Annotated in this window: 17 protein-coding genes; 3 read left to right on the forward strand and 14 right to left on the reverse strand. The window is 63.2% G+C overall.

The window, feature by feature from the left end; all coding sequences use genetic code 11:
• Window positions 1–272 precede the first annotated feature (272 nt).
• The gene (locus QNA11_RS18650) at window positions 273–2,492 is read left to right on the forward strand and encodes a TonB-dependent receptor (protein WP_283484286.1); all 2,220 of its coding nucleotides are present in this window, start codon (window positions 273–275) and stop codon (window positions 2,490–2,492) included.
• A gap of 148 nt (window positions 2,493–2,640) precedes the next feature.
• On the opposite strand, the gene QNA11_RS18655 is transcribed toward QNA11_RS18650, so the two are convergent.
• The 9 genes from QNA11_RS18655 to hemP all read right to left on the reverse strand — a co-directional run bounded on the left by QNA11_RS18655 (window position 2,641) and on the right by hemP (window position 8,440).
• A complete protein-coding gene (locus QNA11_RS18655; protein WP_283484287.1) occupies window positions 2,641–3,195 on the reverse strand; it encodes a hypothetical protein in 555 nt (184 codons plus the stop codon).
• Window positions 3,192–3,800 carry a hypothetical protein gene (locus tag QNA11_RS18660; RefSeq protein WP_283484288.1) on the reverse strand — a complete coding sequence of 203 codons (609 nt, stop codon included), beginning with the start codon at window positions 3,798–3,800 and terminating at the stop codon, window positions 3,192–3,194. The genes QNA11_RS18655 and QNA11_RS18660 overlap by 4 nt, the downstream gene beginning before the upstream one ends.
• Window positions 3,797–4,447 (reverse strand): hypothetical protein, encoded by a 651-nt coding sequence (locus QNA11_RS18665; protein ID WP_283484289.1) that lies wholly within the window; start codon window positions 4,445–4,447, stop codon window positions 3,797–3,799. The genes QNA11_RS18660 and QNA11_RS18665 overlap by 4 nt, the downstream gene beginning before the upstream one ends.
• Complete coding sequence (locus QNA11_RS18670) at window positions 4,444–5,196, reverse strand: ABC transporter ATP-binding protein (RefSeq protein WP_283484290.1); 753 nt, start codon at window positions 5,194–5,196, stop codon at window positions 4,444–4,446. Before QNA11_RS18670 ends, QNA11_RS18665 begins: the two co-directional genes overlap by 4 nt.
• A complete protein-coding gene (locus QNA11_RS18675) occupies window positions 5,193–6,254 on the reverse strand; it encodes a FecCD family ABC transporter permease (RefSeq protein ID WP_283484291.1) in 1,062 nt (353 codons plus the stop codon). Before QNA11_RS18675 ends, QNA11_RS18670 begins: the two co-directional genes overlap by 4 nt.
• Window positions 6,251–7,333, reverse strand: coding sequence for an ABC transporter substrate-binding protein (locus QNA11_RS18680; RefSeq protein WP_283484292.1), 1,083 nt, complete (start codon window positions 7,331–7,333; stop codon window positions 6,251–6,253). The genes QNA11_RS18675 and QNA11_RS18680 overlap by 4 nt, the downstream gene beginning before the upstream one ends.
• 14 nt (window positions 7,334–7,347) lie before the next feature.
• Window positions 7,348–8,064 (reverse strand): hypothetical protein, encoded by a 717-nt coding sequence (locus QNA11_RS18685; RefSeq protein ID WP_283484293.1) that lies wholly within the window; start codon window positions 8,062–8,064, stop codon window positions 7,348–7,350.
• Window positions 8,061–8,198, reverse strand: coding sequence for a hypothetical protein (locus tag QNA11_RS18690; RefSeq protein WP_283484294.1), 138 nt, complete (start codon window positions 8,196–8,198; stop codon window positions 8,061–8,063). The genes QNA11_RS18685 and QNA11_RS18690 overlap by 4 nt, the downstream gene beginning before the upstream one ends.
• A 119-nt stretch (window positions 8,199–8,317) precedes the next feature.
• On the reverse strand, window positions 8,318–8,440 hold the full coding sequence (gene hemP / locus QNA11_RS18695) for a hemin uptake protein HemP (protein ID WP_283484295.1): 123 nt from the start codon (window positions 8,438–8,440) through the stop codon (window positions 8,318–8,320).
• A gap of 323 nt (window positions 8,441–8,763) precedes the next feature.
• On the opposite strand from hemP, the gene QNA11_RS18700 reads away from it, so the two are divergent.
• Complete coding sequence (locus QNA11_RS18700; RefSeq protein WP_283484296.1) at window positions 8,764–10,962, forward strand: TonB-dependent receptor; 2,199 nt, start codon at window positions 8,764–8,766, stop codon at window positions 10,960–10,962.
• A gap of 65 nt (window positions 10,963–11,027) precedes the next feature.
• Window positions 11,028–12,170, forward strand: coding sequence for a PepSY-associated TM helix domain-containing protein (locus QNA11_RS18705; protein ID WP_283484297.1), 1,143 nt, complete (start codon window positions 11,028–11,030; stop codon window positions 12,168–12,170).
• A gap of 404 nt (window positions 12,171–12,574) precedes the next feature.
• Here QNA11_RS18705 and QNA11_RS18710 read toward each other — a convergent pair whose 3' ends face one another.
• From QNA11_RS18710 to QNA11_RS18730, 5 genes are read right to left on the reverse strand one after another with little or no spacing between them, the layout of a single operon-like run.
• On the reverse strand, window positions 12,575–13,792 hold the full coding sequence (locus QNA11_RS18710; protein ID WP_283484298.1) for a type III PLP-dependent enzyme: 1,218 nt from the start codon (window positions 13,790–13,792) through the stop codon (window positions 12,575–12,577).
• A gap of 7 nt (window positions 13,793–13,799) precedes the next feature.
• The gene (locus tag QNA11_RS18715; protein WP_283484299.1) at window positions 13,800–14,606 is read right to left on the reverse strand and encodes an HpcH/HpaI aldolase family protein; all 807 of its coding nucleotides are present in this window, start codon (window positions 14,604–14,606) and stop codon (window positions 13,800–13,802) included.
• Entirely contained in the window at window positions 14,603–16,435 is a 1,833-nt protein-coding gene (locus tag QNA11_RS18720; protein WP_283484300.1) for an IucA/IucC family protein, read from the reverse strand. The genes QNA11_RS18715 and QNA11_RS18720 overlap by 4 nt, the downstream gene beginning before the upstream one ends.
• The gene (locus tag QNA11_RS18725) at window positions 16,432–18,150 is read right to left on the reverse strand and encodes an IucA/IucC family protein (protein WP_283484301.1); all 1,719 of its coding nucleotides are present in this window, start codon (window positions 18,148–18,150) and stop codon (window positions 16,432–16,434) included. Before QNA11_RS18725 ends, QNA11_RS18720 begins: the two co-directional genes overlap by 4 nt.
• Window positions 18,147–19,031, reverse strand: a complete 885-nt coding sequence (locus tag QNA11_RS18730) for a hypothetical protein (RefSeq protein ID WP_283484302.1) — start codon at window positions 19,029–19,031, stop codon at window positions 18,147–18,149. Before QNA11_RS18730 ends, QNA11_RS18725 begins: the two co-directional genes overlap by 4 nt.
• Between the last annotated feature and the right edge of the window lie 255 nt (window positions 19,032–19,286).

The following is a 19,286-nucleotide window of genomic DNA, read 5'->3' on the forward strand; positions in this document are numbered from 1 at the left end:
TGTGGCTGGCCTCCGCGAAAATCGTCGGGGGCAAGGCGCCGCGGCCCGGCTTGAACGACCGCGCCTTGTTCGAGGCGCAGAATTTCATAACGTCAGGACGCCTAAAATCTGGAAATGTTTCAAATATATATGCGGGCGCCCCTGTTGCCTGGACCAGTTCGGGCGGCTAGGTATTTCTCCTTCGCGCAATCGATGCGCAAAAGAGCGAGCCAGCAAGGCGGCCGACGCCCCAGCCAGCCAGCAAGACATGCCGGACTGGAAGGGCGAGTTTCATGGAAAGCGTAGGCCATAAGGCGTCTCGCAGCGTTTCATCGTTGATCATGGCTGCGGCATGCGCTTGCGCGGCGCAGGCGCAGGAAGTGCTGCCGACCATCGACATATCCTCGGAAAATGCGGCGCCTCCCGCATCGGGAACAGGCTCTCCCCAGCGCGACGGAAGCCGTCGCTCGAGCGTCGGTCCGATCGGCGCTCGGCAGGCTGAGCCGGGCATTCTGAAACAGGCGACGCAGAATGTCTCGGTCATCGACCGCCAGCAGATCGAACTCACGAATCCCACGAGCCTGCTCGACGTGCTCGGCCAGGCGCCGGGAGTATCGATCGCCCGCTCGGGCGGCATCGGCGGGCAGATCTATCTGCGCGGATTCAGCTCCAACAGCATGCGGTCTCCTCTCTACATCGACGGCAATCGCCTGCGTGGCCGCAACACGCTGCAGCTCAACTATTTCGCGCCCGAGGAGATCGAGCAGGTCGAAGTCATACGTGGGCCGGCTTCAGTCCTGTACGGAAGCGATGCGCTCACCGGCCTCGTCAATGTTGTCATGCGTCAGCCCCAGGCGGATTCCTCCGGTCCGTTTCGTTTCACTGGCGGCGGCGCCTCCTTCGGTTTCGGCAGCGCCGCCACGGCGCTCAGCACATATGAATGGGTCGAAGGCGCCGGCGAGGGCTTCTCGGTTCGCGGCGGGGTCAGCGCTCGCAAAGGCGTTTCTTACGAGACTCCGCAGGGCGTGGCGCGGAACAGCGACTACAGAAGCCTGGGAGGCAGCTTCACTTTGGGCTATGCGCCGACGCCCGACCAACGCATCTCCGCAACCTTCCGCGGCTATACAGAAACCGACGGCCGCGCCGGAGGCGTGGGTGGAGCGCCCGGTTATCCATTTCTCAATGTGCGCCAGAGCCCCAACGAACTGCTGATGGGCCGCATCGACTACTCCGGCGACTTTGCGGCGGGCCTCTTCAAGCACGTCGAAGCATCGGCTTACGTCAATTACTTCGACACGCATGTGCTGACGTTCAACGCCAGCAACGCGAGACAAAGGTCGTTCGGGGATAATTACGTGGTCGGACCGCTCGTTGTGGGCGGGCGCGCATTGGGCGTGATGCCGTGGAATATCGAGGGCTGGGGAAGCGGCGTCACCAAGATCGGCGGCGACGCCTTTCACGAGGCGCGGCCGGGCAGCCAGTCGAGCTCGCTCGTCGCCGCTCTGAACGCCGCCGGACGCATCACGGCGATCAAATATACGCTCCCGAACCAGACGGTTCCCGATTCGACTCAGACCAATGGCGGGGTGTTCGCGTTGCATGAATGGACGCCCATCGCGCCGCTCACTCTGTCGGCGGGCGGCCGCCTCGATTATTTCAATACGCAGACGAAAACCTGGCCGCTCGCATCGACAGCCTTGCTGGCCTCCTATCAGGCGAACAGTAATGTCGATAGACTCGCGCCGACGGGCAGCATGGGCGCGATCCTGCGCCTGACGCCGGACCTCGACCTCGTCGGCAATGTCGCGACATCCTTCCGGCAGCCGACCAATTCGGAACTATTCAATTCCACCGCCACGACGATCCCCAATCCGGATCTCAAGCCCGAGACGGGTCTCACTTACGAGGGCGGGCTTCGATTCCACGGCGCCGACGCGACGGCCAGCATCACAGGGTTCCACAGCATCTATCACAATCTGATCCTGGCGAAGCAGGTCACTTATTTGGGCCTGTCCACCTATACGCAGAATCAGAATGTCGGCAGCGCTGAGGTCGACGGCATAGAGGTCGAGGAGCGTTGGCAGGCGACGCCCTCGCTCAATATCTCCGGCAATCTTACCTATCTGCGTGGGACGAATATTTCGACGCAAACGCCGCTGCCCTATATCGCGCCGCTCCGGGCGCGCGTCGGATTGCAATTCGCGCCGCCAGGCGGCGGCTATTCGCTGATGGGCGTGGTCAACGCCGCCGCGGGGAAGACGCGCATCGACACTTCGTCGGAATACAAGACCTCCGGCTATGCGATCTTGAATCTTTATTCGAGTTTTCAACTCGGAGCGCTGATCGCGCCGGAGCTCGGCGACACGACGCTGTCATTGGGGCTGGAGAATGTCTTCAACACTCGTTATGTCGACGCAGCGACTTTCGCGAATGTCTCCTTCGGCCGGAGCCTGACCAATCCTCTGCTCGAGCCGGGGCGCAATTTCACTGCGAGACTATCCTATCGGTTTTGAGCGCTTCGATCTCTGGCCGCGATAAACCTGTCGCCTTCGCCCGCGCCGCTCCGGATCGCCGTGAACGCCGCGGGCGAAGGCATTCCGACAACGACAAAACGGCGCGAGATGACATTGTCGTCCCGCGCCGCTTCGATGGATTGCTTCACTATTGCGTGGCGAAGGCCGCGTCGTAGACCTCTTCCGCCGGCAGGCTCATCAGACGATCGGACATCTCCTGCTTCAACCAGTCGAGGCGCGCCACCTCGGCGGGGGTGGCGGCGCCCTTGCGGGCGAGTTCGATGAATTCGTCGCGCACGAGCCCGGGACGCAGACTCACGTCGACGACCATTCCACGATAGGAGAAACGGAAGAAATAGCGTCCTCGCGGACTGGCGATGACTTCGTCGCCGGCGAGATCGGTATCGACCTCGTATCGGCCGCCGGTGACGGCGCGCGTCACCATCTCGAAAGCGTCGCGCGCGCCCGGCCCCGGGAATGCGGTCTCGATCGTCACCTCATAGCGTTCCGGACGTGCGTCCGCGCAGAGCAGGGGGAACGCGCGCTGCATCGCCTTGAAGCCATGCGCCGCCCCGCCGACGAAGCTTCGGCCGTGATATTTAAGGATGTCGTCGAAAGAGATGGCGATCGGCTCGCCGTGGTCCAGCGTCTCGAGCCAGGCGGGCGCGAGTTTCGGCATTTTGTTCTCACCATTTTCGGTCATCGACAAAACTCCTCTTTCAACCAAGGTAGGAAACCGTCCAGAAAACGCGTCGCCGCCGGCATGAAGTGCGACCCGTGATGGTAGAAGGGGTCCAGACTCGTCACGATCATTCGACCGAGCGTCGTGACCCCGTCGATATAGAGGACCGAGCGGCCACCGGCGTCTTCGACGAGCGAGCACGCTCCTCTCGGCGGATCGAAGGCGCCGTGCAGATGCCACGCGACGTCGTTCGAGCCGATGCGCTCGAACAGATGATGGTCGGGAGCGGCGATCGTCAGACCCAGGCTCGCGCCGGGTTCGAGCCACCACCACCAATTTGTCGGGCAGGGCGTGAAGCAAACCCCGGGCAGCCATCGCTCCTGCTCGGTCTCGCCCATCGCGACCACGCAGCCGCCGGCGTCGAGAAACGCGATGAGGCGCTGCCGATGCGGCGCCATGCGGCTCGCGGGCGTGCGACAAGGGACGAGAACGACGTCGAAGTCCGACAAGACGACGTTATCGAGTTCTTCGGGGCGGACGAGCCGGTCGAAGAAGCGCGCGTAGCGGGGCGCCTCGAGCGCTTCGCAATGATAGGCTGCGCCAGCGTGGACGGCGAGGATGGTCATACGAATGGCTCCGCGTCCATGTGGTCGAACGTCTCGTCGGCGCCGGCGCACCAGGCGGCCAGACGCTCGGCGAGAAGGATGTTCACCGCCGCATCATCGCACACACTCCAGAGGTCGTTGCCGGAATGCATCAGGATCTCGCCGCCTTCCGGTCGCTCCCATACCCAGTCGATCGGCGCCTTCTCCGGCCCGATGCCGGTCAGCGCCCGGCCGCCCCTCGGGATAGGCGCATAGCCGCGACCATAGAATCCGGCGACGCCGCGACGGGTCTCGAGCAAAGCGCGATCGATCCCTTCGAAGATCGGATGTGCCCCCTTTGCGACGAGCCTAAAATCGATGCGTCGCCCCGAAGCGAGCGGGATGAAAGGCGTGAGCTCGGGTAGGAAAGGGCGTGCAAGATGGCCCATGAAGGCGAGCCGGCCGCCGCGATCGAAGAATTCGATGAGCGCGCTCCCGCGGGCGGCGAAATCAATCTGATCGAGATGCATTGTGGTGACGAGTCCGCGCGTCCGCGCGAGTTGATGGTTTTCGAGTTCGATCTGCTGTACCGGCTGCAGCAATCCGGCTGCGATGGACTTCGCGAAGGCCGCGGGGGGCGGGCCGTCCGCGCTGAGGATCAGCAGCGCTGCTCTGTGGTCGTCGATCAAGCGTAGACTCCGCCGAACATGGGCACGACGGCTTCGATCGTTCCGCCACTGTCGCTGGAGAGGCTGAGGCGACGAACGGGCAAGCCGTAGAGGGCCGTGAGATTGGTTTCGTCGAGCACGGTCCGAACCGGACCGACCACATGGCTCGCGGCGTCCATCATCAGCAGAGCGTCGTCGGCGACGCTCAACGCATGCTGGGGCAGATGCGTCGAGAACAGAATGGCGTGACGACCCGCCGCCTTGAGGTCGCGCAAAACCGCGAGCAGCCTGTTCTGATTGGCGAGGTCGAGCGCCGAGGCCGGCTCGTCGAGAACGAGCGCGGAAGAGCCGGTGGCAAGCGCGCGTGCGAGCAGCACGATCTGCCGCTCTCCGCCCGAGAGTCGATCGAACGGCCGCTCGGCAAATTGGGCCGCGCCGACCTGTTCGAGCGCGTCGAGCGCGGCGCGATAGTCGGCGGCGCCCGGCGCGCCGAACAGGCCGAGGCGCAGTGCGCGGCCCATCACCACCACATCGAGCACGCGATAAGGTATGTCGGAGCCGATCGCTTGCGACACATAGCCGATGAGCGGCGGCGCGATCCGCCGCCCGGCGGCGAGCGGAACGAGTCCGGCGAGCGCTTTGATGAGGGTCGTCTTGCCGCGTCCGTTCGGCCCGAGCACCGCGAGCGTTTGTCCAGGTTCGACCGCGAAAGACACGTCGGAGAAAATCCACCGCCCGCGGCGGACGCCGGCGTTCTCCAAACCGATCATGCGCGGATCTCCCTGCGGCGAGTCTTTCTGAGCAGCGCCGCGAAAATCGGGGCGCCGATCACCGCGGTGATGACGCCGAGCGGGATTTCGGCCGCCGTCGCTGCGCGCGCGAGACTGTCGACGAACAGCAGATAGGAGGCGCCGAGCGCCGCTGCTGTCGGCAGCAGCAATCTCTGGTCGGAGCCGACCAACATCCGCGCCGCATGCGGCACGACGAGCCCGACCCAGCCGATGACGCCGGCGACCGATACGGTCGCACCCTCGATGAGGGCGATCGCGGCGAACACGAGCCAGCGATCGCGATCCACCGCGAGGCCGAGCGCGCGCGCCTCTTCTTCGCCGAGCGAAAGCACGTTGATACGAAAGCGCATGAACCAGACGAGCGCCATGCCTGCAAGAACGGCAGGCGCAGCGACGAAGACGCGCGTCCAGGTCGCGGCCGAGAAGCTGCCCATCAGCCAGAAGACGATCGCCGGCAGCGAACTGTTGGGATCGGCGAGGAACTGCACGAGCGAGACGAGCGCGGTGAATAGCGCGCCGACGACGATGCCGGTCAGGACCAGCATGATGGCGTCGCTGCGACCGTCGACGCGAGCGAGCGCGCCGACCAGAGCCAGCGCCGCCACGCCCATCGCGCAGGCGGCGCCGATCAGAGCATAGCCGCTCGCTCCCGCGAGAATAGCGAGCGCGCCCCCGAAGGCGGCCCCGGGTGAGACGCCGAGGATTTGAGGCGCGACCAGCGGATTGCGGAACACGCCCTGCAGCGCCGCGCCGCTCATCGCCAGCCCCGCGCCGCACAGCGAGGCGAGGACGACGCGGGGCGCTCGGACCAGCAGAACTATGCGCTCGTCCATCGCGCTCCAATCGGGCGTGACAGGCGCAATGCGAGACAGGAGAATCGCCATCGCCTTTTCCGGCATGATTTGGAAGCGGCCGACGCAGAGCGCGGTCAACGCGGCGGCGGTGAACAGGCCAGCGACGCCGAGCGCGCCGGCCCATCGGGGCAGCGTCGAGCGGCCGGCGCGCGCCTCACTTGTGATCGCGGAGAGAAGGCTCATGGTGCATGTCCGGGTGTCGGCGTCACGGCTGTGAACCGATCGTAGCCGCGCGCGTCGCCATTCACGGAGAGTCGCAACACGGAGTCGATATCGCTGAGCGACGGCCGATAGCCGTAGACGATCTGGTAGCTCTCCTCGATTTCTTTTCGTAGATCGTAACGGAACAGATCCGGGTACAGGAGTTGCGCCAGCCACATCCAAGCCAGTGGATTCTCATGGCTCGGCGGGTCCCAGCGATAGCCGCCGATCGGCATTTTGTAGACGCGCCGCTCCATGGCCGCTTTCGCGCCGGAGAGAAGCGGATCGTCGTAAATGCGACGCGGCGTGAGCTGTTCCTCGAAGCCGTTGAGCAGGATGACGTCAGGGTCCCACTGCGCGAGCTGCTCGGCGTTTATCGCGAGCGCGCCGCTCAGCTCCGCTGCGGCGTTCACGCCGCCGACCAGGCGAATGTAGTAGTCAGAGTAGGTGTTCGCTCCGGCGACGACGAGCCCGGTCGAAGCGCGTTGAAGATAGACGACCTTCAAGCGGCGTTTATCGGGCATGGCCGCCGCTTTTGCCGCGATCTCCGTGGCGACGGCTTCGCGCCAGGCGATCAGCGCGCGCGCCTTGTCGGGTTTCCCGGCGATCTCTCCCATCAACGTCAGGCTGTCGCGCGCGAATTGCTCGGTTCCGTAACGCATCAGAGCCGTATGCATCCCGGCGTTACGCAAAGGCGCGACGATATCGTCGCCGCGATCGCCCCATTGGACGACGACATCCGGATCAAGCATTGCGAGCGTCTCCACATTTGGCATGAAACCATCCGCGCCGCCCGCGGCGATCGAAGAATTGATGACGCGCGCGTTGGGAAACATTCGACCGAGCACGCCTTCCTCGATCGCGCTTCTCGATAGCGGGTGCATTCCAACGAGCCGTTCGGCCGAGCCGTCGACGGCGATGAATATGGACGCCGAGGGGATGGGAATTGTCGCCACACGCGTGACCGGACGATCGTCGGCTTTTGCCCGCTCCCATGCCGGCGCGCCGATTGTGAGAAGAACAGCGGCGAAGCAGCGCCCATGTCTCTTTCGTCTCGCCATGACAGACTCCAGATTCAATGGAAGTGAAAATTCTGGCTGGCGAAGAAGCCGCCGCCCGGCGGGGGCGGGGCGTGGACGGATGACATGATCTGGCGCGCCAACGCCGCATGCGCAGGCGTCGATCCGCTTGCCGATATTCCGGCGATGCCGCCGCCGGCGGTCACATGGAAGGCGACGCTGGCCGAGCCCTCGCCGGCGGACGACGTCGCCGGCGTGTGTTGGCGGATCGTTGCGGCGAGCATTGCCTTATAATCGCTCTGCGACATGGCGGTCGCTTCCGAATGGCCTTCGGGCGCGCCCATGCGGCGGCGCGCCTGCGCCTCGCGTCGCTTGTCGGCGTGGTCGACCTCGGGCTTCCTTTCGGCGACCTTCTTCTTTTTCTTCTCGACCACATCCTTCTTCGCCGGCAGGGGCGGCGCGTCGGGCGAAATCACCACGGGTGGCGGCAAAGGCAGATCGGGCTGCGCCACTTCTTCGAGCGGCGGCGGCTGTTCCTCGGCAGCCGTCACCTCTTGCGACTCGAAGAAATCGCCCTGCGGCACGAGATCCATGCTGATCGAGTCGAGATTGGAGATGGTCGGAACGGCGACGGCCAGCAGCAGCCATGCGACCGCCCCATGGGCCGCCAGCACGCCCGAAAGACTCGCGGCCCGCAGCCAATTCGGCGTGACGGGCGGCGGATCAGCCATCAGCGCTCCGGCTTCGAAGGAGGCGGGCGTGAGATCGGTCATTTTACCGCTCCTCCAGCCGCCGCCGTCGTTCTCGCGCCCGGGGCGGTCTTGCTGCGCGAGTCGGCGACAATCGCGATATCGGTGACGCCGTTCATCGCCACCATGGCGACAGGTGAGATCGACGTATCCTTCATGACTGGCGCTCGTGCTCGGGGTCGCTATAGGCCGACGTCGAAAGCGCATCGCCTGCACTCGCATTGCTACAAAAACATTCGGCTCCGGACGCGCGGAACTGGCGGCCGGGGCATGCATCTCATTTGGTCAGAATGAGCTTGTTGTTCGCAGTAATGCGGAGGCGGTAATGCTCTCCGGCGTGGATGATCGTGGCTTCCTTTTTCTCGCCCAAGAGGTCGCTCGCATGGTGCTCGCGAGTCACGGCTCGGCTTTTTGAAGCCTGCTGCGGATCGGAATTCCGCTTTGTGGGATGATCGTTGAAATTCGTCATGCAAAGAATTTCGACAAAGCAGCGTCGTCGGTCAATGCTCGAAGCGTCTCATTGGAAGCCTTGCAGTTTGCCGCTTGGAAATCTTTCAAAGTGATCACCAGCCATAATCATTGATCGACCGGTCATGCCTCGGCTAAGACAAGGACGGGCATTCCAACACGCACGCCTGTGGCGCGCATATGTAGCGAGCCAGCCAGGCCGACGGGCCGAGCCAGCCAGCCGAAATTGTTGCACAGAGCTGGGGTTCGCATTTCATGAGTGGCATATCTCACAACGCGCCACGCGGCGCTGCTTCTTTGTTGTTCATCGCCGCTTGCAGCGCATTGCCGGCCGACGCGCAACAAGCCTTGCCGACCATCGACATACAGGCGGCGACGCCCAGCGCGCGAGAGGCGCCTCGTCCGTCCGCCGGTAAAACCCCGCCGACCAGCGTGATCGGGCAGCCGCCTGCGCCGTACGCCGGCGGTCTGGTTGGCAGCGGCGCTCGCTTGGGCGTGCTCGGCAACCGCAATGTCTTCGACACGCCGTTCAGCCTTACCGGCTATACGGAAAAGCTCGTTCGCGATCAGCAGGCGCGAACCGTGACGGATGTGGCCGACAATGATTCCTCGATCCGCACAAACGCGCCCCGATATGGCGGAATCGATGGATTTCTGGTCCGGGGGTTTCCGGTATTCGCCGGCGACTTTGCAATCGACGGTCTCTATGGCGTCGCCGATTGGCGCAGCCAGGCGATCGAGCCGATGGAACGAATAGAGGTTCTCAAAGGGCCGAGCGCTCTTTTAAACGGCGTGCCGCCGCTCGGAACAATCGGCGGCGCGATCAACCTCATTCCCAAACGGGCGACCGACGCGCCGATCACGCGCGTTACGACGAGCTTCGCGTCCCGCGGACAGCTCGGCACACATGTGGACGTCGGTCGCCGTTTCGGTCCGAATAACGAGTGGGGCATCCGCTTCAATGGCGCCTATCGCAAGGGCAGCACGCCGATCGACTTCCAAGGCGAAGAGTTCGGGGTCGCAGCGCTGGCTCTAGACTACCGTGGCGACAGATTGCGCGTTACCACCGATCTCGAACTCCAGGGGCGCGATCTCGACGCGCCAACGCGGCAAAAAACCGTATCGACCGGCTTTCCGATTCCAAGTTCGCCATCGCTTGTCATCAACCCGCAGCAGCCATGGGAATATTATAACGCCCACCATTGGCACGGCGCATTGCGCGCCGAATATGACGTATCGGAAAACGCCACCGTTTACGCGGCGTTCGGCCACTCCCGGTTCGACGAGCTGTTTTTCGGAGGAGTGCTGCAGATAGTCAACGCGCGCGGCGATTTCCGCACGACGCCCACTCTCACGCCGCAGGACGTGCAGAGCAATACGACCGACATTGGTCTGCGCACCCGCTTCGAGACGGGTCCGATCAAGCATCAGCTCGCAGCTTCTGCTGTCGGTCTGTGGCAAGACACGGGGATCACCAACTCGACCGTCGGCCGCGCGATCACCTCGAATATTTTTGTTCCTCTCTATGTCCCCGCGCGAAGCGATTTCGGGTTACTGCGAGACGCGCCGCGGACCGCCGCGCGCATGAATCGTGGCGTCGCGATCGCCGATACATTGTCGGCTTTCGACGACAGGGCGCTCCTCACCCTGGGCGGACGCTGGCAGCAGATCGACGTCAAAAATTACAACGCCAATACGGGACTGATCGCGTCTAGCTCCACAAATCAGGCTTTCAGCCCGGCGGCCGGATTGGTGGTGAAACCGATCGAGAATCTGTCGCTCTATGCGAATTATATTCAAGGGTTGACCTCGGGGGGCATTGCGCCGGTGAATGCGGTGAACGCCGGCGAGGCGTTTCCGGCGTTCATAGCGAGGCAAATCGAGGTCGGGGCGAAATACGACTTCGGAGTTCTGGGACTGACCTTCGCCGCCTTCGACATCACGCAGCCGAGCAGCTTTACCGATCCGACGACCCGGCGTTTCTCGGTCGATGGCGAGCAGCGCAATCGCGGTCTGGAGTTCAATATCTTCGGCGAGCCTTTGCCGGGAGTGCGCCTTCTCGGCGGCGTCACCCTGCTCGACGGCGTGCTGACGAAGACCGCCAGCGGAACCAATAATGGCAAGACCGCCGCCGGTGTCCCCGACGTGCAGCTCAATCTATACGGCGAATACGACCTGCCGTTCTGGTCGGCGCCGGGAAATGCGACGCTCACCGGCCGCGTCATTTACACCTCGTCCCAATTTTACGATCAGGCCAACACGCAGAGCATACCAGACTGGACGCGGCTGGACCTCGGTGGGCGCTACACTATCGACATAGAGGGCCGGCCGGTGACGCTGCGACTGAGTGTCGAGAATGTCCTTGACACGAACTATTGGACGATGACCGGACGCGGTCTTCTCACCGCAGGGGCGCCTCGCACGTTCCTGGTTTCGACCACCGTGGACTTTTGAGGGGGAAGCCTTCCGTGATCATTGGCCCTGCAGCCGCATGGACGCCCCGTTTACGCGGGGCGTTCATGTTGTTGCACAGATGGATCGGGCTCGTCGCCGGCGCTCTGCTCGTTCTCATCGGTCTCACCGGCAGCTTCAACGTCTTCTACCGCGAAATCGACGCTGCGCTGAATCCGGCGCTCTACAATCCACTCGGCTCCGAACGCAATGTTACGGCCGCCGAGGCGATGCAAGCGGCGGCTGCGGCCGACCCGGCGCCGATCACATCCATCATCGCGCCGGACAAGATCTGGCCCGTTTGGATTGCGATTCATGTGCACGGCAAGGGGCCTCATTCGGACCTCTGGACCACGATGATCGACCCCTCGAATGGCGCGGTCCTCGGGAGGCGCGACTACACGAACGCGTTCGCGTTCACGATCTATCGATTGCACTCCTCGCTATTGCTGCGCGAGTGGTGGGGGAGGGAGCTTATCGGCGTCCTGGGTCTCTGTCTGCTCTGCTCGGCCCTGTCGGGGCTATACTTATGGTGGCCGCGGCCGGGGCGCGTCTGGCGCTCGATGTCTCTCCGCAAGGGCGTCTCGCCGCAGCGCTTTGTCGTGGACATTCACAATGCGGCCGGCGCGTGGACCTTGCCTGCGCTGGCGATGATTGCGGCTACCGGCGTGGGAATCGTTTTTCCCGACGTCATGCGGCCGGTGATCGGCCTGATCTCGATCACCACGCCCTATCCCTCGCCGAAGGTCGCAACGCCGCTGGACAAGAACGCGCGCAAACTTTCCGCTGATCAAATCCTCGAGCGCGCGCGCGCCGCGCAACCGGGTGCAAACATCGCGCTCCTCAATCCTCCGACCGAATCGCGCAACACCTGGCGAGTGTTGTTCCGTCCGGCTGGAGCCGATCCGGCCCTGCGTTCACGGGGGGCGATTTGGCTCGATCCTTGGACGGGCGACATCGTTCACGCTCGCACCTCGGATGTTATGTCGGCGGGCGATCGATACGTTACAGAGCAGCTCTGGTTGCACAACGGCGCCACTTTCGGAGCGATTGGCCGTCTGGCGGCATTCGCATCCGGCTTTGCGCCGCTCGTGCTGTTCATCACGGGCTTTGTGATGTGGCGAAACAAGAGGCGCGCTCGGAGGCTTGCGAATTCCAACTCGCGTCAACGTGTCTCCGGTAACTTGGGCTCTCTTCCGGACATGCTCTGAGGCGAGCCGGCGAGGGGAGAAGCTTTGCGAGCGGGATAGCTTCCGTTTGGAACGGCGGAAAGACATGGCGCGTGGATTTGGGCGGGAAGAGACGCCCTCGCATTGCGCAATCGATCAATTCCTCCGGCTCTATGCTCATGCCCGGCTGTCGGCTTCCGAGCCGGATCTCGTCATAGGTGAAGGCGATCACGGGGACCGCGGCGAGCCCCAAATGGATGGCGGCGAGGCGCCGGTGGTGGCCATCCATGACGCAAAGGCTTGTCGCCTCGACACAGATGGGGCGCGTCCATGCCTGCTCGCGCAGGAGGAGACCGATCACATGGCGAACGCGGCAACTGTCGGTCTGCTCATGCGGCTTCAATTCCAAGGGCGAGAGGAGGCGAATGTTCTGCGTTCTCATATGTTCACCTTTCCTTGTCCCCGCCGGCCTGCCGAGCGGGCAGAAATATCCTTTCCGGATGAGCATTGCTGAGGAAATCGTGATGCGAAATGTCCCAGCCATAGGCGCCCGCCAAGAGGAAACAGACGAGATCGCCTATGCGCAAAGTGGAAAGAGGTTCTGCATCGAGCAGCACGTCCTTTGGCGTGCAGAGCTCTCCAGTCACAGTGACCGGGCAATCCGTATGGGCGCGCCTTGGCCATTTCCATGGCCAGTTCTCCCGATTAATAACGATGAATGGGTGCCTGTGGCGCCACGCCGAGGGCAGGCGGAAATGATGGGAACCGCCGCGCAGGAGCGCAAAGGCCTTTCCATGATTCGTTTTGACGTCGACGACCTCGCTCACATAGACAGTGCAATAGGCTGCGACGATCCGCCCACACTCGAACTGAATTTGCGGCGCACTCGGCTCCAGCGCGGCACGCAGGCGCCCGGCGAGGCAATCCACATCGAAAAGAGCGTCTATCCTGGCATAGTTGACGCCCCAACCGCCGCCGAGATTCACGACACGGAGATCGAGCCCGTGACGATCGGCGATGCGCCTCGCTCGCGATAGAGCCTCGAGACAGAAATCTGCATGAGTCTCTGCGTCGAGATTGTTGGATACGGTGTGAAGATGAAATCCGTCGAAGCGCAGATACGGACAGGCGGCGAGCGCGGCGACAGCCTCGTCGATCTCGGCTTCGTCTATTCCGAACTGGGTCGGCCGTCCGCCCATGGTGATCGTCGCGCCGGGAACCGGACCTGACAGATTCACGCGAAGGAGAATGGAAAGCGTCGTATTCCTAGCCTCGGCCACCGCGTTGGCGAGATGGAGAAGATGAATGCTCTCGATATGCACGCGTTCGACGACATGGTCGATGACCGCGGCGAAATCCGTGGCGGTTCTCGCCGGCCCGCCCATGATGATGCGGGCGTCGTTCCCGATCGCCTCGCGCACTTTGCGGATTTCTCCGGCCGAGGCGACCTCGAAGCCGGCGACGATCGGCGCCAATGTTCTCAGTATGGCCGGATCGCTGTTCGCTTTGATCGCGTAGAAAAGATCGGCCCCCGGCGGCAGAGCGGATACGAGCCGACGCGCGTGACGATCGAGCGCGTCGAGATCATGGATGAAGGCCGACACCGGCCGGTCGCGGCTGACCAGATGTTCTATCATTTCGAGGGATGGAGCGAAGGCGGTCATTCGTCCTCTATTCTCCCGCTTCCAATTCTTGCAATTCTTGCCTGCGGTAAATCTCGCGCCAGAGGCGGTCTTTGGACGAAAGCGCCTGCCGCAGAACGCCACGGTCATTGCCGGCGATGATTCCGAGCGCGCCGTCGCGGAGATGGTCGACGACATCCTCGTCGCGCCGCGGAATTGCGAAGAAATAGCGGCCGGTTCGACGGGCGATCGCGGCAAGTTGTCGGTCCGCCGCGCGAACGGACTCCGCTGTGGTCTGCCAAGGGGCGCCAATCGACTGAGAGTAATCGGCGGCTCCGAGGAGCAGGCCGTCGAGCCCGGGCAGAGAAGCGATCTCTTCAGCCGCTGCGAGGCCGACGGCATCCTCTATGAGCGCGATCAGGAGCGTTTCCCGATCGAGCTGCCGAAGAAGCGCGGGCAGGTCGCAGTCTCCAAAACGCCCGAGCCGGCCGGCATTCAATCCCCTGTTCCCCAAGGGGGCGTAGCGCGCTCGGCGAATCGCTTCTCTCGCGTCCTCGAGGCTCGACACGCGCGCGACTACGATGCCGGCCGCTCCGGCGTCCAGGACCGGAAGAATACGTTCTGAGCGTGCATCCGCGACTCGCACCAGAGCGCTTATTCCCGAGCGATCGGCCGCAGCGATCAGCTCCTCCAGCTCCCTTCCGCCGATCAGCGTGTGCTCCAGATCGATCAGAACGAAATCGAATCCGGCGACGGCGGCGATCTCGACGATTTGAGGGGCAGGCAGGGAAAGGAAAAGCCCTCCGGCGGGCCGGCCCTGATCGAGCAGGCCTCGCAGCCTCAGCCGCGCGGTCACGAGAACATCCCGACGATGTCGCCGTTCAGACCGACGAGAGGATTGCGTGCGCGCCTTCCCGAAGTGGCGTCTGGCTCCAGACGGCGCCGCGCGAGATCTTCGATAGCGACCGACGGATCGAGAAAACGAAACGTCTTCACGCCAGCGCGCGCGCTGTCGTTTTCCGACAGATATTTTCGAAGCATATCGATCGCCAGCAGCCAGAAACGCTGTTCGTCGAAATCGAAGTGGCGGTCGAGGAACAAGGCGAGTTCGGCGAGATTGACGCCGAACAGAGCGTCGAACATGAAGTCGCGCACGTCTTCGGGATCGCTCGCCTCCACATAGGAATTGCGATTGACGCGCGCATGTTCGACAGGGGTCGGGGCGAGGTTCGGGCGCGGCGCATCGAGCTTGCTCGGGATGAACCGAACGCCATCGTGGAAATCCTTCAGCGCAACGCGGACCGGCCATCCCTCGCGATGCACCAAGATCATGTTCTGCTGGTGGCTCTCGAGGGCGACCCCGCGAGCGAGAAGCAGATGGACCACCGGAAGCATCGCCGCACGGAGCAAAGCCGATGTCCATGCCTGCGCGCCATGTCGCCGAATCCAGTCCTCGATTGCCGGCCGGCCGTCGTGATCGAGATGGGTGAGCACCGAAAATGGCGCCGACTCTTCGTCTTTGGCAAGAAAGATTCCGATGGGGTCGCGCCAGATCGCCGCCAGAGCGCCGGTCAGTGCTCCGAACGGATCGTCATCTCTCGGCAGAGCGACGGCGCTGCCCATATGTTCCATGAGAAAAATTGCTCCCGTTTTGCCGAGGAAGGAATCCGAGAATGCGATGTTTCTCAGCCATTCGCTGACGATCGGCGCGTTCAAGACCGTATGGCGCGCGAGTGTCCGCGCCGTCGACGTGTTGCGTATGGACAGAGCGAGTTTCAGAGACGGCGCGCGACGTTCGGTTATATCCGACAGCGTGCGGATCGACTGTTGAGGCAGATATCGGCGCTGTGATCTCCCAAGGAGGACGATGCGCGAATCCGCCCTCGGCGCAACCGTTCCCGCTTCCACAATTCTTTCCCATTGCCAGGGATGCACGGGCAGCCAGTGGTAGGCGCTTGGCTCGTCGACCATGCTGGTGAGCACGGCGGCGAATTCTCGCCTGCTCGCCTCGTCGATCGACGCAGCGATAATGGCATGATCTTGGTCCTGCCCGGTGCGAATAGCGCGGCTCGCTACCAGTTCCGGATGGACGGCGAGCCAAACCGGTCGGACGGCGTTAGCGAATTCGGGTCCGTAAGCAAGGTTGTCGCTGGGCGAGAAGCCGATGCGGGATTTGAAGCATGGATGAAGCCGATGCCCATCGGTCAGAGCGCTCTCCGCCTCCTCGAACGGAAGCGCCAATAATTTGGCGCCGCTGGCCGCGCCAAAGCAGAGCGATTGCGCGTGGTTCGACCAGGTACGAAGAATTTCTTCTACGAACTGCGTTCGGGCCTCCCGCGTTCCTGGAAGCGCTGGAAAAAGATCGGTCAGCAGACGCTTCGGATCAGCAAAGTTCTGCTCAGTGTCCGATATTCTGCGCACCGAGTCCTCTATCACCAACAGGCGATCGTAGGCGAGCGCACGACGCGCCCGCATCCTATAGCGAAGCGCTCCCGGAAGGACGTCCAGAACGACTTCCACTTCGCGGGAATTGACTGGCTCGATCGAAACCGCGCAGTAGGGCGTGAGGCTTTCGTTCACGAGGGCCGTCAGCAATTGCGAGACGACTCGACGGCCGGCCGCCGCCCACGCGCCAAGATCGATTTGATCATGCGCCCTGGCATAGCTCGGTTCGCATGGGGTCATGGCGAAGCCTCTTCGAGATTTCTAGGACGAATATCGGCGCATCCGCCGGTGAACGGATTGGCGATCATCACATAATCTGGCGTTTCACCGCGTCCGGCGATGCAACTCATGAGATTGGCTTTGGCGGGCAGGAAAGGCGCGGAAAGAATCTCTTCGATAATTGTTCGGGCTGCGCCCGCTTCCTTCTCGAGCACTCTGCGACTCGCCGCCCATAGGCTTTCCTCCCTCATGCCGGAAAGCTCCGCGACGACGGATAAGACGTGGGCGATGTGATTGACGATGACGTAATAGAGAAAACGTCGACGAACCACGTCGCGCTCGTAGAACAAGGCTTCGTCGAGATCGACGACGGACGGACAGGCGCGCTGGAAAACCGCGCGATCGACGGCGACCCCCTCGAGATCGCGCACGAAAAGGCGCTGTGGCCAGCCACTCTCGAAACCGACGAGGCTGTTTTGCGCATGCGCCTCGAGGCAGAGACCTGTCGTGGCGAACAGCCTGACGAGTGGAAGCAGAACGACCTCCATGTATCTTTCGACCCACTCGAATGTCCGTTGCTGTCCATCGAAATGCTGTCCTGCGATGGCGGACAGATTCGGACGAGCTGTGCGGGGATCGCGCTCCACGAAACCGGCGACGACGATCGGATCGGCGCCTTCGTCGAAGTCGGCCAATCGCAAGAGAAAGCCAGTCTCGGGATAGGTGCGGCGAGAATCCCGCCGGTCGCGCAGGATTCGTCCGCTTGCCTCCCGCAGAATGGAGAGCCCTGCTGCGCGCACCTGCTCTGCGGCCGCCGTGATCGCGCGCGCCCCAGCTATGCTGCGGGCCAACTGCTCTGCGGTGTTCACGCGTGAGAAATTGGTGATGCGAGCTTCGAGAGGAAGTTTGACGAAAAGTTTGCGCTCCTTGAACCAAACGGTCCGCACCGAGGAGGTCGGAATGGAGACGTCGCCCGACGGACCGAGAAGCGACAATGTTCCCGAATCCAAATCGTCGCGAATATGCGGAATGTTCCTGAGCCGTTCGGCCTGCCAAGGATGGCAGGGAATGAGCGTCCGTCCGGCGATCACACTCGTGCTCAATCCGGACGCCGCGGTCAGAACGGCGTCGGCGCTCGACATCGACTCTGGCGTGCAACCGTAGCTCTCGACCCGATCGGGTTTCGCCAGAAGCCAGCAGAGCTGAAATCGCGCGTGCCGTTCGGGCCCGTATCTGTCGAAATCGCTCGACGTGAAACCGAGGATGCTCTTTGCGAGTGGATGGAAAGGATGTCCGAACCAAAGACCGCGCTCGGCTTGCTCTGCACAAGAGACTAGTTCTTGTTTCGAGAGAAATCTGGCGTGGTTGCGGCTCGATTCGATCGAATGAAGAATCCGTTCGCAGGCTTGATTTCTCGCGTCTGCAGTTCCATCGCCGAGCGAGTCGAGCATGAGGCGGGCGAGATCGAACGGCGCGATTTGATCTGCGCTCGTCCGAGAGTCATGGAGCCGAACCGCGTTCCAATCGTGGAATCCGCCTGGCGAGTAGCGTCCGCAGACGGCGAGCAGGGATTGGCGGCCGAGAGGAATCTCCCAGACGGTTGCCGCCGCCTCTGTCGATCTCTCCGCCATCCTCGCGGCAAGCTCTGGGCATCTCTCCCGCACCCAAGTGTTGATCAGCCGGTTTCGTTCCAGACGGTCCCAAAAGGCCGCGGGTTCTTCGCTCGTGGTCGTCATCGATCGCCTCGCACGCTGAAGAGAACCAGCAGTCCAACGGCGGGAAGCCCCGCCGCGAGCGCGAGCGCGCCATCGACGCCGGCAAAGGGAACGACGGCGCCGCATAGCGCAGGCCCGAGAATCTGCCCCAAGGTCACAGCCGTACGGGCCGAGGCGAGCTCTCCGACGCCTTCGTCCGATTGGCGAACGCCGGCGTAGACGGCCGGATTGAGCCCAGAATGAAAGGCTCCGTGCGCGACGCGAAAAGCGATAATCCAGGACGTGGTTGCTGAAAGGGACAGCGCTGCGCAGGCCGCCGACGTCCCCAACAATGAAAATGCGATCGAACGGGTCGCCGCTACGCTTTCGATGACTCGGCTCCAAATGGGGAGGACGATCATCGCGGCTAACCAGGCCGACGCGTGGACCATGCCTGCGGCGCTCGAGTCGAGACGGGCGGCGTCTCGCCTCATCGCCCACTCGGCGAAAAAAGGAATGAAGCCGAAAGCGCCAGCCGTTCCGAACAGGGCGGCGACGATCAGGACGCGATTGCGACCGCCAAGTGCAAAGACCGACTCGGACAATTGGGTCTCGCCTTCGCGTCGTTGCGGTGGATCGAAGTAGGCGCTCCGGAAGAGCAGGGCGCAGGCGGTCGCGAGCGCGACAAGAGCGGCGGCAGCGAAAAACAATAAAACCGAGAGGCGCTGATGCGCGAAAGCCCATCCGCCGAGAATGGGCCCGACACAGCAGCCTGCGGAGAATGCTTGCTGTAAGTCGATATAGCCGCGCGTGGGACGCGCGCTCGAGCTGTCGATGGCGAGCAGCAGGATGATGCTGCTGCCGGCGGCGCCCTGCAGAGCGCGACCAATCGCGAATGTCGCGGCGCCATCCGCGATGGCCATGGTTACGTAACTCGCGGCGGTCAACACGCAGGTCGAAGACAGCAGCAGAGATACCCCCCGCCCGCGCGCGAAACGACTCCACAACGGTGTCGCAACCAACGCTGTCGCTGCGGGCGCGGCAGCCGCCACCGCGGTCCAGAAAGACGCCTCCGCTGTCCGACCTCGCGTCAGTTGCTCCAACTGCAACGAGAGGAATGGGATAACGGCGAGTGGGGTGGCGGCCGTCAGGAATTGCACGAGGAGAAGCGAAGCGTG

The organism is Methylocystis sp. JR02, from assembly GCF_030063565.1.
Classification (GTDB): Bacteria; Pseudomonadota; Alphaproteobacteria; order Rhizobiales; family Beijerinckiaceae; genus Methylocystis; species Methylocystis iwaonis.

What these genes read in the sequence shown, in the direction of transcription:
- QNA11_RS18650 (WP_283484286.1), top strand. Translation starts at nt 273, where the DNA reads ATGGAAAGCGTAGGCCATAAGGCGTCTCGCAGCGTTTCATCGTTGATC.
- QNA11_RS18670 (WP_283484290.1), bottom strand. Translation starts at nt 5,196, where the DNA reads ATGATCGGTTTGGAGAACGCCGGCGTCCGCCGCGGGCGGTGGATTTTC.
- QNA11_RS18685 (WP_283484293.1), bottom strand. Translation starts at nt 8,064, where the DNA reads ATGACCGATCTCACGCCCGCCTCCTTCGAAGCCGGAGCGCTGATGGCT.
- QNA11_RS18660 (WP_283484288.1), bottom strand. Translation starts at nt 3,800, where the DNA reads ATGACCATCCTCGCCGTCCACGCTGGCGCAGCCTATCATTGCGAAGCG.
- QNA11_RS18680 (WP_283484292.1), bottom strand. Translation starts at nt 7,333, where the DNA reads ATGGCGAGACGAAAGAGACATGGGCGCTGCTTCGCCGCTGTTCTTCTC.
- QNA11_RS18655 (WP_283484287.1), bottom strand. Translation starts at nt 3,195, where the DNA reads ATGACCGAAAATGGTGAGAACAAAATGCCGAAACTCGCGCCCGCCTGG.
- QNA11_RS18690 (WP_283484294.1), bottom strand. Translation starts at nt 8,198, where the DNA reads ATGAAGGATACGTCGATCTCACCTGTCGCCATGGTGGCGATGAACGGC.
- QNA11_RS18705 (WP_283484297.1), top strand. Translation starts at nt 11,028, where the DNA reads ATGTTGTTGCACAGATGGATCGGGCTCGTCGCCGGCGCTCTGCTCGTT.
- QNA11_RS18730 (WP_283484302.1), bottom strand. Translation starts at nt 19,031, where the DNA reads ATGGCCATCGCGGATGGCGCCGCGACATTCGCGATTGGTCGCGCTCTG.
- QNA11_RS18710 (WP_283484298.1), bottom strand. Translation starts at nt 13,792, where the DNA reads ATGACCGCCTTCGCTCCATCCCTCGAAATGATAGAACATCTGGTCAGC.
- QNA11_RS18675 (WP_283484291.1), bottom strand. Translation starts at nt 6,254, where the DNA reads ATGAGCCTTCTCTCCGCGATCACAAGTGAGGCGCGCGCCGGCCGCTCG.
- QNA11_RS18725 (WP_283484301.1), bottom strand. Translation starts at nt 18,150, where the DNA reads ATGACGACCACGAGCGAAGAACCCGCGGCCTTTTGGGACCGTCTGGAA.
- QNA11_RS18720 (WP_283484300.1), bottom strand. Translation starts at nt 16,435, where the DNA reads ATGACCCCATGCGAACCGAGCTATGCCAGGGCGCATGATCAAATCGAT.
- QNA11_RS18700 (WP_283484296.1), top strand. Translation starts at nt 8,764, where the DNA reads ATGAGTGGCATATCTCACAACGCGCCACGCGGCGCTGCTTCTTTGTTG.